General features: G+C 56.8%; 14 protein-coding genes and 3 pseudogenes. 8 read left to right on the top strand and 9 right to left on the bottom strand.

Features of this window, described 5'->3' with window-relative positions; genetic code table 11:
• Nucleotides 1-112 precede the first annotated feature (112 nt).
• Nucleotides 113-598 carry a flavin reductase family protein gene (locus JFT86_RS19030; RefSeq protein ID WP_201237853.1) on the bottom strand — a complete coding sequence of 162 codons (486 nt, stop codon included), beginning with the start codon at nt 596-598 and terminating at the stop codon, nt 113-115.
• A gap of 324 nt (nt 599-922) precedes the next feature.
• Here JFT86_RS19030 and JFT86_RS19035 point away from each other — a divergent pair, with 324 nt between their 5' ends.
• Together JFT86_RS19035 and JFT86_RS19040 are read left to right on the top strand one after the other, a co-directional pair.
• Nucleotides 923-2,362: a cytosine permease gene (locus JFT86_RS19035; protein WP_201237855.1), complete on the top strand. Its 1,440-nt coding sequence runs from the start codon at nt 923-925 to the stop codon at nt 2,360-2,362.
• A 251-nt stretch (nt 2,363-2,613) separates the two neighbouring features.
• Nucleotides 2,614-3,714, top strand: coding sequence for a polyamine ABC transporter substrate-binding protein (locus tag JFT86_RS19040; protein WP_201237856.1), 1,101 nt, complete (start codon nt 2,614-2,616; stop codon nt 3,712-3,714).
• A gap of 59 nt (nt 3,715-3,773) precedes the next feature.
• Here JFT86_RS19040 and JFT86_RS19045 read toward each other — a convergent pair whose 3' ends face one another.
• Both JFT86_RS19045 and JFT86_RS19050 read right to left on the bottom strand, forming a co-directional pair.
• On the bottom strand, nt 3,774-4,553 hold the full coding sequence (locus JFT86_RS19045; RefSeq protein WP_201237857.1) for a hypothetical protein: 780 nt from the start codon (nt 4,551-4,553) through the stop codon (nt 3,774-3,776).
• A 102-nt stretch (nt 4,554-4,655) separates the two neighbouring features.
• Nucleotides 4,656-5,648, bottom strand: coding sequence for a TerC family protein (locus tag JFT86_RS19050; RefSeq protein WP_201237859.1), 993 nt, complete (start codon nt 5,646-5,648; stop codon nt 4,656-4,658).
• A 194-nt stretch (nt 5,649-5,842) separates the two neighbouring features.
• Between JFT86_RS19050 and JFT86_RS19055 the strand changes: the two genes are divergently transcribed.
• Complete coding sequence (locus JFT86_RS19055) at nt 5,843-6,787, top strand: Dyp-type peroxidase (RefSeq protein ID WP_201232778.1); 945 nt, start codon at nt 5,843-5,845, stop codon at nt 6,785-6,787.
• Here JFT86_RS19055 and JFT86_RS19060 read toward each other — a convergent pair whose 3' ends face one another.
• Nucleotides 6,788-7,576: a helix-turn-helix transcriptional regulator gene (locus tag JFT86_RS19060; RefSeq protein ID WP_201237861.1), complete on the bottom strand. Its 789-nt coding sequence runs from the start codon at nt 7,574-7,576 to the stop codon at nt 6,788-6,790.
• A gap of 83 nt (nt 7,577-7,659) precedes the next feature.
• Between JFT86_RS19060 and JFT86_RS19065 the strand changes: the two genes are divergently transcribed.
• Both JFT86_RS19065 and JFT86_RS19070 read left to right on the top strand, forming a co-directional pair.
• Nucleotides 7,660-8,658, top strand: a complete 999-nt coding sequence (locus JFT86_RS19065) for a bile acid:sodium symporter family protein (protein WP_201237863.1) — start codon at nt 7,660-7,662, stop codon at nt 8,656-8,658.
• 55 nt (nt 8,659-8,713) lie between these two features.
• Nucleotides 8,714-9,127 (top strand): VOC family protein, encoded by a 414-nt coding sequence (locus JFT86_RS19070; protein WP_201237864.1) that lies wholly within the window; start codon nt 8,714-8,716, stop codon nt 9,125-9,127.
• Here the strand turns inward: JFT86_RS19070 and JFT86_RS19075 are convergent.
• Nucleotides 9,124-9,261, bottom strand: a pseudogene (locus tag JFT86_RS19075) (LysE family translocator); the annotation flags it as partial. The gene JFT86_RS19070 and the pseudogene JFT86_RS19075 overlap by 4 nt on opposite strands.
• On the opposite strand from JFT86_RS19075, the pseudogene JFT86_RS29245 reads away from it, so the two are divergent.
• Nucleotides 9,256-9,983: pseudogene (locus JFT86_RS29245) on the top strand (DUF4113 domain-containing protein); the annotation flags it as partial. The pseudogenes JFT86_RS19075 and JFT86_RS29245 overlap by 6 nt on opposite strands.
• A gap of 61 nt (nt 9,984-10,044) precedes the next feature.
• On the opposite strand, the gene JFT86_RS19090 reads toward JFT86_RS29245, so the two are convergent.
• From JFT86_RS19090 to JFT86_RS19105, 4 genes and pseudogenes are all read right to left on the bottom strand, one after another.
• A complete protein-coding gene (locus JFT86_RS19090; protein ID WP_201232774.1) occupies nt 10,045-10,584 on the bottom strand; it encodes a hypothetical protein in 540 nt (179 codons plus the stop codon).
• 65 nt (nt 10,585-10,649) lie between these two features.
• Entirely contained in the window at nt 10,650-11,195 is a 546-nt protein-coding gene (locus tag JFT86_RS19095) for a hypothetical protein (protein ID WP_201237865.1), read from the bottom strand.
• Nucleotides 11,196-11,492: 297 nt separating this feature from the next.
• Entirely contained in the window at nt 11,493-11,687 is a 195-nt protein-coding gene (locus JFT86_RS19100; RefSeq protein WP_201232772.1) for a hypothetical protein, read from the bottom strand.
• A 122-nt stretch (nt 11,688-11,809) separates the two neighbouring features.
• Nucleotides 11,810-12,178: pseudogene (locus tag JFT86_RS19105) on the bottom strand (LysE family translocator); the annotation flags it as partial.
• Between the two features lie 273 nt (nt 12,179-12,451).
• Here JFT86_RS19105 and JFT86_RS19110 point away from each other — a divergent pair.
• Nucleotides 12,452-13,066, top strand: coding sequence for a biliverdin-producing heme oxygenase (locus tag JFT86_RS19110; protein ID WP_201237866.1), 615 nt, complete (start codon nt 12,452-12,454; stop codon nt 13,064-13,066).
• Nucleotides 13,063-15,300, top strand: a complete 2,238-nt coding sequence (locus JFT86_RS19115; protein ID WP_201237867.1) for an ATP-binding protein — start codon at nt 13,063-13,065, stop codon at nt 15,298-15,300. The genes JFT86_RS19110 and JFT86_RS19115 overlap by 4 nt, the downstream gene beginning before the upstream one ends.
• Nucleotides 15,301-15,333 lie beyond the last annotated feature (33 nt).

Below are 15,333 nucleotides of genomic sequence, written 5' to 3' on the forward strand. Positions count from 1 at the left end.
TGTAGGAGCGAGCCTGCTCGCGATGGCGGTGTGTCAGAAAACACATCGACATCGGATAAATCGCTATCGCGAGCAGGCTCACTCCTACAGTTGATTTGTGCGGATCTGACGATCAGGCCAGGACGGGCAGGGCGCCCATCTTGCCGTGGCAGTACACCAGCGGCCCGGATATCTGTTCGGGAACGATGAGGTTCTTCACCGCGCCGACCATGATGGCGTGGTCGCCGCCTTCATATTCGCGCCACAACTCACACTCGATGATAGCCGTTGCATTGGCCAGGATCGGGTTGCCCAACGCGCTCAACGTCCACTCAATGCCTTGCGCCTTGTCCTTGCCTTTACGGGCGAAGGCGTAGGCTTCGCTTTGCTGGCCGCCGGACAGGACGTGAATCGCAAAACGCTTGTTCTTGATCAGGACAGGATAGGAGTCGGAACTGTAGTTGGGGCAGAACAGCACCAGGGCCGGGTCCATCGACAGCGAACTGAAAGCGCTGGCGGTCAGGCCGACGATCTGTCCGTCGTCATCCAGGGTGGTGATCACGGTGACGCCGGACGGGAACGAACCCATGACTTGTTTATAGATGGCCGCATCGATCATTGGACGATCCTCGGGTGTTGTGACGCTGTTTTTATGTGTTTGTTGGTCTGATGGTATACCACTATTTTATCTTTGCAAGGGCTTTTAAGCTGAACCGATAAACGTACCGCGTTCGTCGGAAACTCAGTGTTTATGGGGCTTTCGGCTGGCAGGCGAGCCGCGGTATCAGCGAGGATGGCGTATCAGATGGCGTCGTAAACTACGGATCAGTCTTGTGAAATGTTTGGAATACCATAATATGGTCGGCATCTGAGGGGCGGCCCGAAAGTCCCCCCGGTTTGGCTTCATACAACGATAAGAACAGACAAACTCGAGTTCATGCATATGTCCCAGATGTCCCGGCAAGATCCGTTGATCGAGAATCACACGGTCGACTACGTCCCACTCGCGGAACGCCACGGGAAGGCCCGCGACCTTTTCACTCTTTGGTTCAGCACCAACATTGCGCCACTGCCCATCGTCACCGGCGCCATGGTGGTTCAGGTGTTCCATCTTGATTTGCTTTGGGGGCTGCTGGCGATTGCGCTGGGGCACATGATCGGTGGGGTGGTGATCGCTCTGGCGTCGGCGCAAGGCCCGCGCATGGGCATTCCGCAAATGGTTCAGAGCCGTGGCCAGTTCGGGCGTTACGGCGCGCTGTTGATCGTGTTCTTTGCGGCGATCATCTACATCGGTTTCTTCATTTCCAACATCGTGCTGGCGGGTAAATCCATCGTCGGCATTGCGCCTTCAGTGCCTGCGCCGTTGAGCATCCTGATCGGCGCGCTGGCCGCTACGGCGATCGGCGTGATTGGCTACAACTTCATCCATACGCTGAATCGCATCGGCACCTGGGTGATGGGCAGTGCGTTGCTGGCCGGGTTCATCTACATTTTCGCCCATGACTTGCCGGCCGACTTTCTGACTCGCGGCAGTTTCAACCTGTCCGGCTGGCTGGCGACGGTATCGTTGGGGATCATCTGGCAGATCAGCTTCTCGCCGTACGTGTCCGATTATTCGCGCTATCTGCCGGCGGATATCGGCATTGCCAAGCCGTTCTGGGCGACTTATCTGGGCGCGACGCTGGGGACGATTCTGTCGTTCAGTTTCGGCGCGGTCGCCGTGCTGGCGACGCCGGAAGGCACCGAAGCGATGGTCGCGGTCAAGCAGTCGACGGGGTGGTTGGGGCCAATTCTGATGGTGTTGTTCCTGCTGAATATCATCAGCCACAACGCGCTGAATCTCTACGGCGCGGTGCTGTCGATCATCACCTCGATCCAGACCTTCGCCAGCCAATGGACGCCGAGCATCAAGGTGCGTGTGATGTTGTCGAGCGTGGTGCTGGCCGGTTGCTGTGTGGTGGCGCTCGGGGCGTCGGCGGATTTCATTTCCGAGTTCATCGGATTGATTCTTGCGCTGTTGCTGGTCTTGGTGCCGTGGGCGTCGATCAACCTGATCGACTTTTACCTGATCAAGCGCGGCGACTACGACATCACTTCGATCTTCCGCGCCGACGGCGGGATTTACGGGCGCTTCAATCTGCACGCGATCATTGCCTATTTCATCGGCATCATCGTGCAGCTGCCGTTCGCCAATACCTCGCTGTACGTCGGGCCTTACGCCAACCTGGTCGATGGTGCGGATCTGTCGTGGCTGGTCGGCCTGGTGGTGACCGTTCCGCTGTATTACTGCCTGGCAACGCGCGGCCAGACCGAGCAAAGCAGGGCTGCACGGTTGGGCCGTGGCGAGGGGATTTATCCCCGACCGGCTGCGAAGCAGTCGTGAAATCTGCGAATGCGGTGTCCTTTGGATTGAGGGGGCCGCTTCGCAACCCATCGGGGATAAATCCCCTCACTACTATTGGCCACATCGATCCCCTTTTGGCCAATCCCCCACTGTGATCCGTCTGCGCGGTCAGCAAGAATCAAAGCCATAACGAGATGCCAGACCTTTTTGCCCTCGGCTACCTTTAACGCCGCTGCCGTGTACAGAACATAAAAACCATCGAACTCACGCCGCTTTTTGGGGAAACAACCATGGTCACGATGAAACGCATTCTGGGTGCCACCGTGTGTGGGCTGACGCTGCTGGCCAGCGCCGTACACGCCGAGCAGCGCGAACTGCGGGTGTACAACTGGGCGGATTACATCCTGCCGTCCGTGCCCAAGGATTTCGCCGCGAAAACCAACATCAAAGTGACCTGGGATACCTTCGACACCAATGAATCCCTGGAAGCCAAACTGCTGACCGGCAACTCCGGTTACGACCTGGTGGTGCCGTCGAACCAATTCCTCGATACGCAGATCAAGGCCGGTGTGTTCCAGAAACTCGACAAGTCCAAGTTGCCCAACTGGAGTCACCAGGATCCGGAGCTGCTCAAGCTGCTGGACAAGAACGACCCCGGCAACCAGTACGGCGTGCCCTACATGGTCGGTACCGTGCTGATCGGCTTCAACCCGGCCAAGGTCAAGGCTGCACTGGGTGACAACGCGCCAGTAGACAGTTGGGATCTGGTGTTCAAGCCGGAAAATATGGAGAAACTGAAATCCTGCGGCGTGGCAATGCTCGATTCGCCCTCGGAAATCTTGCCGCTGGCCCTGCATTATCTCGGCCTCGACCCGAATAGCCAAAACCCTGCCGACTATGAAAAAGCCAAGGCGTTGATGCTCAAGGTTCGTCCGTACGTGACCTACTTCAACTCGGCCAAATACATGACTGACATCGCCAATGGCGATATCTGCGTGGCCATCGGTTACTCCGGCAGCTTCTACCAGTTCGGCAACCGCGCCAAAGAAGCGGGCAACGGCGTGGTGGTCGACTGGCGCTTGCCGAAGGAAGGCGCGCCGATCTGGTTCGACACCTTCGCCATTCCGAAAAGCGCGAAGAACGTCGCCGAGGCCCATGAGTTCCTCAACAACCTGCTCGATCCGAAAGTCATCGCGCCGATCAGCGACTTCCTCGGCTACCCGAACGCGAACAAGGATTCGATGCCGTTGATCAACAAGGAAATCACCGGCAATCCAAACCTGACACCGACCCCCGAAGCGCTGAAAAACCTTTACGTCGTCCAGCCCTTGCCGCAGAAGCTTGAGCGCGTACGCACCCGAGTCTGGACCAATATCAAATCCGATAAATAGAGGCTCGGTCCTGCATGGGCAATCGCGGTTGCCCATGCGCAGGAGCATCTGGCGGTGATTCAGATTCTTTGCATCTGCCAGATGTGATTGACCGATTGGTAGTCCTGCAAAAGCGAGCGTTCAAGGAAACCGATCAGTTCGTCCCGACCATTCCAGATCACCATCAGATGTAAGTTGGGATCGTAGTAATAAAGTTGCCCGTTAGATCCGAACAACCATGAGCTTTTAGTGCTGACAATGGCGATGGCATGAGAGGCGGTGGTTTTGGCTTTCACACCGAGCAAGTAATAACGAGGTGTGTCCTCGAGTTTTCTAAGCTCTGTAGTCAGCGTGCCCAGGGTGGCGGGAGTTTTCTCATCGATAACCTTCAATCGACGTAGCTCCTGCAGTTTGACCTTGTCCGTGGTTTTGTTGGCGAGTGACTCAGTGATTGGCTTCTGCTGCCGAAGAAAATTCACCTCTTCGGCCGCATAGGTGGTGGCCATGATCTTGTAGGCTGAAAGGTCTCTTTTTATCGGTTCAATATCCTGCTCTTCCGGTGGTAACCGCTTAAGGGCGTCTGTACGCTCAGTGATACTTTGTCCGAATTGATCGATTTCCTGCTTTTTTCTCAAGCGTTGTGCTTGCTCATCCTTCAGTTGCTGCAGCAGCGCGCTACTGCTCAGAACCGCTTGCTCCTTGAGATGCCGGACATAAAACGCGCTTTTTTCTTCGGCCAGTGAAGCTTGCTGGCACCACTGTATTGCCGTCTCGGGACTGTCCATCATTTGGGTGAGCCATTCCGAGGTCAACGATAAACAGATGTCAGGTTGGTAGGTATTGGCCGGATGCTTTTTCATGTTTTCAACTTCCCTGTGCTTGAGCACGATAAGCAAACATGTCGGGGGAACAGGAGCGTTTAACTGTAGCTCACTGCCAATACGCCGATGCTTCATGCCTGATCATTTCTGGTTTTGTCGGGCGTCGTTGGTGTTATCGCCGTCCTTGCTGATAAACAAACTCAGTAGCACCGACCCCAGAATCACCCCACCCACCACCGCCAGCGACCACTCCACCGGCATGTGGAACCACGGCATCAGCGTCATCTTGCCGCCAATGAACACCAGCACAATCGCCAATCCGTACTTGAGCAAATGAAAGCGGTCAGCCATGTCCGCCAACAGGAAGTACAGCGCCCGCAGGCCCATGATTGCGAAGATGTTCGAGGTGAACACGATAAACGGGTCTGTGGTCACGGCGAAGATTGCCGGGATACTGTCTACAGCGAACATCAGGTCGCTGGCCTCGATCAGCACCAGCACCAGAAACATCGGCGTGGCCCAGCGCACGCCGTTTTGCATCACGAAAAACCGCTCGCCATGGAAGCCGCTGGTAATGCGTAAATGCCCGCGCACCCAGCGCAGCAAAGGGTTGTTGTCCAGATCCGGTTGCTGATCGGCAAACACCAGCATCTTGATCCCGGTGATGATCAGGAACACGCCGAAGGCATACAGCAGCCATTCGAACTGCGACACCAGCCACACGCCGGCGAAAATCATCACCGCACGCATCGCGATTGCGCCGAGCACGCCGTACAGCAGAACTCGGCGCTGTAACTCCGGCGGCACGGCGAAGTAGCTGAAGATCATCACGAAGATGAACATGTTGTCGATCGACAGTGACTGCTCGATCAGATATCCGGTGAGGAACTCCAGAGTCTTTTGCCAGGCAATTTCACCGCCGAACTCGCCGTTCAGATACCACCAGAGCAGGCCCGCAAACGCCAGTGCCAACAAGCACCAGGCAATGACCCAGGACAAGGCTTCGCGCACTGACACCCGATGCGCCTTGCGCCCTCCGAAAACAAACAGGTCCAATGCCAGCATGGCCAGAACGAAAACAATGAAGGCTCCCCACATCCACGGTTCGCCGATATTGATGTGCGTGGCTGGCATGTTCGCGCTCCCTGTCTTGTTTGATGAGGGTCAGACGAAGCCATGCTAGCGACGGGTTTGCGTTAAAGAAAAATCGTTTATTTCTGGGGCAGAGTTCGTTAAAAACGAAGTGTCGGTCACAGCGGTATTCCGACCTATCCTCGATTAGCGGGTCGTGCCCCTGGCGCAACCCTTACGGAGCGGTACTTTCAGCGATGACCGATGACACTCTGGAACCTCAAGCGGTGTACAGTCCGATCACCAGCAGCGCGATTTTTATCGTCGCGACGCTCAATGCCGGCACCGAAGCGAGCGACACCGTAAAAGGCTGGTGCGCTGATCTCGCCGGGCTGGTGCGATCGGTGGGCAAACGCGTACCGGCAGGCAATCTGTCCTGCGTTTGTGGTTTTTCCTCGAATGCCTGGGATCGTCTGTTCGGCAGCCCGCGTCCGGCGGCACTCCACGGTTTTCGTGAGTTTGGCGGGCCAGGGCGCCACGCCCCCGCGACCCCCGGCGACTTGCTGCTGCACATCCGTGCCGATCAAATGGATCTGTGTTTCGAGTTGGCCACGCAGATCATGGCAACGCTGGGCGATGCCGTGACCGTGGTCGATGAGGTTCAGGGTTTCCGCTATTTCGACATGCGCAGCATCATCGGTTTTGTCGACGGCACGGAAAACCCGGTCGGGCGCAAAGCCGTGAATTTCACCATCGTCGGCGATGAGGATCCGGACTTCAGCGGCGGCAGTTACGTGCTGGTGCAGAAGTATCTGCATAACATGAACGCGTGGAACGCATTGAGCGTCGAAGCGCAGGAACGCGTGATCGGGCGCAAGAAATTGTCCGATATCGAACTGGATGATTCGGTCAAACCGAGCAACTCCCACAGTGCGCTGACGACAATCACCACAGCAGACGGCGAGGAAGTGAAAATCCTCCGTGACAACATGCCGTTCGGCCGACCCGGGGCCGGGGAGTTCGGTACGTTCTTTATCGGCTATGCGCGTTCGCCAGAGCCGATGGAACAGATGCTGGAAAACATGTTCGTCGGCAAACCGCCGGGCAACTACGACAAGCTGCTGGACTTCAGCATCGCGGTGACCGGTAGCCTGTACTTTGTGCCGTCCGCCGATTTGCTGGAAGCGCTGGCCGATCGCTGATCAGCGGAAAAACTCCCCCGGCGTTTCCCCAAACTGCTGACGAAACGCCGCGATGAATGCCGACGTCGAGTCGTAACCGCAGCCCAGCGCGACGTCGGTGACGCGTTCGCCTTTCTCCAGTGGCGTCAGCGCACCGAGCAGGCGCAAGCGCTGGCGCCAGGCGCGAAAGGTCAGGCCGGTATCGCGCAGAAACAGGCGCGTGAGGGTCTTTTCGGTGACACCGAATTTGTCGCTCCAGTGGCTCAGCGTGGTCTGTTGTTCCGGATGTTGCTCCAGGCTCTGATAGATCTGTCGCAAACGGGCGTCCTGAGGCAGCGGCAGCATCAGGTCGATGTGTGGCGCGTCGGCCAGTTGATCGAGGATCACTTGGGCGAGGCGCCCGTGAGCGCCGCGCTCATCGTATTCCACCGGCACCTGGCTGAAGGCGCGGATCAGTTCCCTGAGCAGATCGCTGACGCCGAGCACATGACAACGCTCGATCTCCCGCGAGGCGACACTGCAATCGATATACAGGCTGCGCATCTCGGTGTGCGGTGAACTGAACACCCGATGCGGTACGCCTGCCGGAATCCACACCGCACGCTCCGGCGGCGCGACGAAACGTCCGGCGCTGGTTTGCACTTCAAGTACGCCTTGAATCGCATAGGACAATTGCACCCACGGATGGCTGTGACGCCGGGTCAGTGCGCGATTGGGCAGCGATTCGGTGCGTCCGTACAGAGGACGCGGCAGGCTGGGCAGCCCGGGAATGCTGCGTCGAACGCTTTTGTCCTGTCCTTTAGGCGGCATCTGGCGGCTCTTCGGCGTTAGTCGGTAATTGCCTGTCACGTTAAAGTCGCTGGCACGCCCTGGCAACCCCGGATGAACAGATCATGACGCGCCCAAGATTCCTTCCCGATAATTTCACCCTGACGCTGATCGGCGTTGTGCTGCTGGCAAGCTTTCTGCCGGCCAGCGGTCAGGTCGCGGTGGGCTTTGGCTGGCTGACCAACATCGCCATCGCGCTGCTGTTTTTCCTGCATGGCGCCAAGCTTTCCCGCGAGTCGATCATCGCCGGTGCCGGCCACTGGCGCCTGCATCTGCTGGTGTTCGGCCTGACCTTCGTGCTGTTCCCGCTGCTGGGACTGGCGCTGAAACCGCTGCTGTCGCCGCTGATCGGCGAAAAGCTGTACATGGGCATGCTTTACCTGTGCGCATTGCCCGCCACCGTGCAGTCGGCGATTGCCTTCACCTCGCTGGCGCGGGGCAATATTCCGGCGGCGATTTGCAGCGCAGCCGCGTCCAGTCTGTTCGGGATTTTCCTCACGCCGCTGCTGGTGACGTTGCTGCTCAACGTGCATGGTGACGGCGGCTCGACTCTCGATGCGATCCTGAAAATCAGCGTGCAACTGCTGCTGCCATTTATTGCCGGGCAAATCGCCCGGCGCTGGATCGGCGCGTGGGTAGGGCGCAACAAGAACTGGCTGAAGTTTGTCGATCAGGGCTCGATTCTGCTGGTGGTCTACGGCGCGTTCAGCGAAGCGGTCAACGAAGGCATCTGGCATCAGATTCCGCTGTTCGAGCTGCTCGGGCTGGTGGTGGTCTGCTGCATCTTGCTGGTGCTGGTGTTGCTGGCATCGACGCTGTTGGGCAAAGCGTTCGGCTTCAGCCAGGAAGACCGCATCACCATATTGTTCTGCGGCTCGAAAAAGAGCCTGGCGACTGGTGTGCCGATGGCGCAGGTGTTGTTCGCCGGCAGCACCATTGGTGTGTTGATCCTGCCGTTGATGCTGTTCCATCAGATTCAACTGATGGTCTGCGCGGTGCTTGCGCAGCGCTATGCGAAACGTCCGGAGTCGGTGCCTGAGTTGATGGCACAAGTCGATCCGTAACGCTAACCTGTTGGAACTGCGGCAGGCTGCTCAAGGTTTGTGAGGTGTCGGGTTTATGCATCCGTTTTCGATTCAACATATTGATCACATCGTGCTGCGCGTCGCCGACCTGCAGCGCAGCATCGACTTTTACGCCAAGGTGTTCGGCGCCGACGTGGTCAAGCGCAATGATCCGCTGGGTCTGGTGCATTTACGCGCCGGGTCGTCGCTGATCGATCTCGTCGACCTGGCGGGTGAGCTTGGTCGCAAGGGCGGCGGGGCGGCCGGTGCCGAGCGACGCAATGTCGATCACTTCTGTCTGCGCATCGAACCTTTCGACGAAGCGGCGCTGACCGCGCACTTGCAGTCCCACGGCCTCAGCGTCGAAAAAGCCGCCACCCGCTTCGGTGCCGAGGGCAACGGCCTGTCGCTGTACTGCTTCGATCCGGACGGCAATCAGGTCGAACTCAAAGGCCCGTCCGCGGCTTAGGCCCGTTTCGCCATTAACAGCACCGAAGCCGCCGCCGACAACAATCCCGCGCAGCAACGATTGAACAGGCGTTTGCCGCGCGGTTCGGCGAACCAGCGGCGCATGTGCAGGCCCATCCACGCGTAAGCGCTGAGGTATGGGTTGCGGGTCGCTGCATGAAAATGCACTTGAATGGCTTGGGTATCAAGACGGCCTTGGACCTAGCGAAAGCAGACGCCTGGTCACTGCGAAAAAACTTCTGTGTGGTAATCGAGAAAACTGCCCGTGAGCTTGCCGGTACGTCGTGCTTAGAGCTGGACGAACCGAACCCACCAAAGCAGGAGATCTGCTGCAGCCGGATGTTCGGCAAGCGGTTGAAGAAGCTGCCACCGATTAAGGAGGCCGTGGCAACCTACATGATGCGAGCCTCAGAAAAACTCCGAACGCAGAAGTCACTGTGCAAGAAAATCCGAGTCAGTATCCGCACCGGAATGTTCAACCCCGAAGAGGCGAAATACGCGAATTGTGTTGTAGTTGATCTGCCATACCCAACGGATGACGTTCGGCTACTGACGACGGCGGCTGTCGATGCGCTTGATCGCGTTTTCCGTTTTGGTTTTAGTTACAGCAAAGCAGAGTAATGCTGTTGGATCTGTGCCAGCAGGGGGAATGTACGGACGATCTGTCTGCCAGCGCTCACCCAACTCAGGCGACTAAGGTCATGTCAGTGCTAGACGAGATCAATAGCCGATGGGGTAGGGGGACATTGCGTGCGGCCATTGTACCTAGGGCGCCGGACTGGGGGATGTGCAGGGAAATGATGAGTCAGAGTGATACCACGCGGATCGACCATCTATGGCAGGTGAACTGTAAGTGACGTGCATTCATTTAAAGATCGTGATCGAAACGCCTAATGAATAAGCAAATCTGCGTAGATATCATGCAATTGATATCGTGTGAGCTAGTTGAGTGATTTTTGATTTGAAGGTCTCGCAAGATTTTTCAAATGACGATTGCAGATTTTCGAACTCTAAAGTTGATAGGCCGTTTTTTCTGGGGTCAGAAAAGAATGGGACTATTGATTTTCTTGCCGCTTCGACGATTGCGTACTCTTTTTCAAGGGAAGGGAAGTGGATCATCATTATTATTTTGTATTTCTGAGCCTCGCCTGGAGCCAGAAGGTCGAGCTCCTTTATCAGTTCGTGTATTTGGTCAAAGTGGAGTTGTTTTCTATAAGATTGCAAGTGAAATAGATATATGTTGGAGAAGGTTAGCTGCCACTTTTCAAATAAATAAACTAGCTCTTCTAGTTTGGCGATTTTTAATTCTTTGTTTTTTTGTTTGTTTTGATGGTCAATATTAAGTTTTGCAACTTTTAGATTGAAAATACTTGTTACTATGACTGCTGCGATGGCTGCTGTGGCAGTGATTAAGCCAGTAAGTAGAGGGGCTATTTCTTTTATATCTGTAATTTGCATTTTTTCACACGTTGATTTTCGTTTAAGGGAGCGTAAGGCTGGAATCAGGAAATGCGGGCTTTTCCTCAGGCACGTGGGCGTTCTCCATCGCTTGGGTTGGTTGGTTGTGGTTGTATTGATTTTTTGTTTGTGAGAAGGATGCTTGCAATGTACCAAATAAGTGAGGCTAAAAGAGAGGCTACCAAGCCAAGCCCAAACCCAATCAAGCGTTCACGCCAAATACCTGAAGTTGTTCGCTCTTCTTGAGCTCTAAAAAAAGCTTCTACCACGGCTTTGTTTGAGTCGACAAGGGGTTGGAGCATCGCTTTTTCCGATTTTAATTTTGCGATTGTATCTTCGGTCTCGCGCAAAGCGGTTTGTTGGTTTTTTACGAATGAGAGAAGTTGTTTGAGGTTGGTTTCTGTGTTGCTTAATTGCTCGATCTGTAATTGGTAGTCGTTGTTCTGGAGTCTTTTAAGTTCTCTGTTTTCTCGGTCTAATTGATCGATGAAGGAAACTGCTATTGTTAAAATTGCTGAAATTATTGAAGTTACTACGGCTGTGATGTAAGGATTTGTATTAAAGGCTTTTACCCAGATTTTTGCTAATAGTTTAAGTGGTGAAGTCGGCATGTGTGTAGTCCATTTTCCACAGGTGAAGGCTTTCGCAAGTGTCTATGTCGCCTTAGTCTGGTGTGGACAGTAGCAAGTGGCCACGTTTATGGCAAATGCTAGCCGTGTTGCAATGTTGGGATGTGAGTGTAAAAATCCCGTTGCGGGGTTGAATATCTTTTATAGTTAGTGAGCTATGCTTTCGTCGCGAACGGAGTTTTGGTTGGGTATTCGGCTTTTGATAAGGCCTCGCACTCTACGCGGGGCCTTTTTACGTCATTGGCGTTCCTCGAAGACTGGCAGACTCCCAAACGTGCTTTAAAGTATTTCCAGTACGGACGGCCTTTGTACCGGCTCGCCTTCCATCCCGAGGATGTAGCAGGCTGCAGGCTGTGCTTGGATGTGGTCGTAGCCGGGGACCACGGCCAGCACCTTCCAGCCCTCCCTCAATAATTGGTTTACCTGCGCGACGTTTATTTCTTCGCGCACTATGATTGCATCCGATAGTTGCATGTTGACTCCTTGATGGCACCTGCTAAAAGAATGAGCGTAGCGCATCCATGGAGGTGGGTAGGGGATGTTGTCAGTGCATCATCGGTAGATAAGCAGATTTACAATATATATTTGCCATCGTTAGGATTACCCGCTGCGACGAGGAACTCCTGCCGGGCCAATGCGAAGAAGCCGACTGCCGCCCCCGTTTTCAATTGTTCAGCCTCAGGATTGGCCCGCCACAATTGCCAGGCCAGGTACAACAGATACGCCGCGCCAATGATCTTGATCGCATGGAACAGCCATTCCGAGGTTTGCAGCACCACCGACAACCCGGCGCCGGCGAGGGCGATCATCCCGGCGAACGCCAGAATCCGCCCGATCCCCGCCGAGCAGGCGCGACGAAAGCCATAGCGGGTCGCATTGCTGACCGATAGCAGGTTGTTGGGGCCGGGGGCCATGTTCAGGGCGAAACAGGCCGGAAGAAACAACGTAAGCGTGGCGAGATCCATGGTGCGGGCTCCGGTGACGGGAAGCGCATTTTTATCACAGCCTCACGCTGGCCTGACCCATACAGTCATGGGGTGCTGTCGCGGTACAGCAGCTGGCAGCGTTGGTCTTCGGGTAGAACTTTCCGCATGCAAGACGACTCTGTATGGGGCAGAGGGGTTGGTCTGGGCGAATAAAGCTATCTATCCGGTCAACAAGGGCGTATGCCCTATAAGATCCGCCCTTGTGTTGCGAACCCCGCATGGCCCCAGGCGGCCCCACCAAGAGCGATATACATGCAAGCAAAGGCCCGTGAAGTTTATGTGCCACCAGTGCTGCAAGACCTGCGAGCCGGCACCGCCGAGCTGCACATTGCGCTGGAAAAACGCCTTCCATTTTTTTCCGATACCCTCGATACAAACGCCTTCCTGCGCCTGATGCAAGCCTATTACGGCTTCTATCTGCCGCTGGAAAACGCCTTGCAGCGCAGTGGTGCAGTCCCCGACGATTTCGACCTGACGCCACGCCTCAAGAGTCAAACCCTGCGCAGCGACCTGCAAGCGCTGGGCGTTACCCCGCCAATCCTGGAAAATCTGCCGATCTGCGCGCAACTGCCGTTGATTGATTCGAGCGCTGCCTGCCTGGGCGTGCTGTACGTGCTCGAAGGCGCAACCCTCGGCGGGCAGATTCTGCGCCGGGAAATCTCCGCACGGCTTGGCCTGGAAGCCGACAACGGCGCGGCGTTTCTCGACATCTACGGCGCAGCCACCGGTCGCCGCTGGCGAGATTTCATCGAATACCTGGGCAGTCGCCCGATGGCCGCCGCCGAGCGCGAAGCCGTCGTGCACGCCGCCCAAACCACATTCAGCTGTTTCGAGCACTGGCTCGAACGCCGGGAGGTACTGGCATGACCCCGCAAGACAAAGAAGCGTTTGAAGAACTGCTGGCCAACTGTGCCGACGAGCCGATCCGTTTTCCCGGCGCGATCCAGCCGCACGGCTTGTTATTGACCCTGAGCGAGCCTGCCCTTGAGATCATTCAGGTCAGCGCCAATGTCGACACCTTGCTGGGCCAGGCTCCGCAAACGCTGATCGGCCAACCGCTGCAAAGCCTGCTCGGCGATGTGCATACCGGCCAGGTCCGTGAGGCCTTGCAGCAACCGGCCTTTTTCGATGCGCCGCCGCTGCATTTCCATCTCAACGGCACCGCGTTCGAAGGCTTGCTGCACCGGCACCAGGGTGTCCTGATTCTGGAACTGGAAATCCACGTCGAGAACTTCCAGCCGCGTAACGTCGCCGGCAACCAGACGAATCTGGGGCGGATGCTCCAGCGTCTGCAAGCGGCCAAGTCGCTGCAGGCGCTGTACGACATCAGCGTCAAGGAAATCCAGGCCATGACCGGTTACGACCGGGTACTGATCTATCGGTTCGAGGAGGAGGGCCACGGTCAGGTCATCGCCGAAGCGTCTGACCCGTCGATGGAAGTGTTCAATGGCTTGTTCTTCCCGGCCTCGGACATTCCCGAGCAGGCGCGCGAGTTGTACCGCACCAATTGGCTGCGGATCATCCCCAACGCCGACTACCAACCGGTGCCGCTGGTGCCGAAGCTGCGTCCGGACACGCAAACGCCGCTGGACCTGAGCTTCGCAACCCTGCGCAGCGTGTCGCCGATCCACTGTCAGTACATGAAGAACATGGGCGTGTTGTCGTCGATGAGCATTTCCCTGCTCAAGGGCGACAAGCTCTGGGGCCTGATCAGTTGCGGCAACCGTCAGCCGCTGCATGTACCGCATGAACTGCGCACCGCCTGCCAGACCATCGGCCAGGTGCTGTCGCTGCAGATCAGCGCGATGGAGGCGCTGGAAGTCAGTCGTCAGCGCGAGGAAAAAGTCGAGGCACTGGCGCTGCTCAATCAGGCGATGATCGATTCGCCGCAGAATGTTTTCGATGGTTTGGCCAATCAGCCGCAAGTGCTCATGGCGCTGGCCAATGCCGGCGGTATCGCGATCATCGAAGACAAGCAGTTGCACCGTTACGGCAACTGCCCGGAACCGGATGAAATCCGTGCATTGCACAAGTGGTTGCAGGAAAGCGGCGAGCCGGTTTTCGCCAGTCACCACTTGGCCAGTGTATTTCCACCGGCCGCGCAGTATCAGCAAGTGGCCAGCGGTGTGCTTGCCATGAGCCTGCCGAAACCGGTGGACAATGGCGTGCTGTGGTTCCGTCCGGAAGTGAAGGAAAACATCAACTGGAGCGGTGATCCACGCAAGCCGCTCGATCTGGAAAACTCCGATGCCGGGCTGCGTCTGCGGCCGCGCACCTCGTTCGAAATCTGGAAAGTCGAGATGGCCGGGATTTCCACCAAGTGGAGCCATGGCGACTTGTTCGCGGCCAATGACTTGCGCCGCTCGGCGTTGGAAAACGACCTCGCGCGTCAGGTGCGTCGAGAGCAGGAAGCGGTGCGCGCCCGTGACGAACTGGTCGCCGTGGTTTCCCACGACCTGCGCAATCCGATGACGGTCATTTCAATGCTCTGCGGCATGATGCAGAAGGCCTTCAGCTCCGATGGTCCGCACACCTCGCGGCGAATCTCCACAGCCATCGACACCATGCAACAGGCTGCCGGGCGTATGAATACGCTGCTGGAAGACCTCCTCGATACCTCGAAAATCGACGCCGGACGCTACAGCATCACGCCGCAGAAGCTCGACGTCAGCCAGATGTTCGAGGAGGCGCAGGCGCTGCTCGCACCACTGGCGGTGGACAAGGACATCAGCATTTCCTTCGCGGCTGACCCGGATCTGCGTATCCATGCCGACCCGGAGCGGCTGTTTCAGGTGCTGTCGAATCTGGTCGGCAACGCCATCAAGTTCACCCCGCGCCTGGGCACGGTCGGCGTGTCAGCCCAGCGCGTCGGCAACGAAATTGTCTTCACCGTGCGTGATAGCGGTGAAGGCATTTCCAGGGAGCACCTGCCGCATGTGTTCGACCGTTACTGGACGATGAAGGAAGGCAACCCGACTGGCACTGGCCTTGGCCTGTACATCACCCAAGGCATCGTTGAGGCCCATGGCGGACATATCGTCGCCGAAAGCGAGCCGGGGCAGGGCAGCGAATTCCGCTTCACCGTGCCGCGACTGGACTGATCCTCAGTCTGCGCACCCTCAAGGGCGGGAGTG

The organism is Pseudomonas sp. TH06 (assembly GCF_016651305.1).
Lineage (GTDB): Bacteria > Pseudomonadota > Gammaproteobacteria > Pseudomonadales > Pseudomonadaceae > Aquipseudomonas.

Coding starts and splice junctions, on each gene's coding strand:
- JFT86_RS19035 (WP_201237855.1), top strand. CDS start 923: ATGTCCCAGATGTCCCGGCAAGATCCGTTGATCGAGAATCACACGGTC.
- JFT86_RS19065 (WP_201237863.1), top strand. CDS start 7,660: ATGACGCGCCCAAGATTCCTTCCCGATAATTTCACCCTGACGCTGATC.
- JFT86_RS19050 (WP_201237859.1), bottom strand. CDS start 5,648: ATGCCAGCCACGCACATCAATATCGGCGAACCGTGGATGTGGGGAGCC.
- JFT86_RS19090 (WP_201232774.1), bottom strand. CDS start 10,584: ATGCAAATTACAGATATAAAAGAAATAGCCCCTCTACTTACTGGCTTA.
- JFT86_RS19040 (WP_201237856.1), top strand. CDS start 2,614: ATGGTCACGATGAAACGCATTCTGGGTGCCACCGTGTGTGGGCTGACG.
- JFT86_RS19060 (WP_201237861.1), bottom strand. CDS start 7,576: ATGCCGCCTAAAGGACAGGACAAAAGCGTTCGACGCAGCATTCCCGGG.
- JFT86_RS19100 (WP_201232772.1), bottom strand. CDS start 11,687: ATGCAACTATCGGATGCAATCATAGTGCGCGAAGAAATAAACGTCGCG.
- JFT86_RS19055 (WP_201232778.1), top strand. CDS start 5,843: ATGACCGATGACACTCTGGAACCTCAAGCGGTGTACAGTCCGATCACC.
- JFT86_RS19070 (WP_201237864.1), top strand. CDS start 8,714: ATGCATCCGTTTTCGATTCAACATATTGATCACATCGTGCTGCGCGTC.
- JFT86_RS19045 (WP_201237857.1), bottom strand. CDS start 4,553: ATGAAAAAGCATCCGGCCAATACCTACCAACCTGACATCTGTTTATCG.
- JFT86_RS19115 (WP_201237867.1), top strand. CDS start 13,063: ATGACCCCGCAAGACAAAGAAGCGTTTGAAGAACTGCTGGCCAACTGT.
- JFT86_RS19030 (WP_201237853.1), bottom strand. CDS start 598: ATGATCGATGCGGCCATCTATAAACAAGTCATGGGTTCGTTCCCGTCC.
- JFT86_RS19095 (WP_201237865.1), bottom strand. CDS start 11,195: ATGCCGACTTCACCACTTAAACTATTAGCAAAAATCTGGGTAAAAGCC.
- JFT86_RS19110 (WP_201237866.1), top strand. CDS start 12,452: ATGCAAGCAAAGGCCCGTGAAGTTTATGTGCCACCAGTGCTGCAAGAC.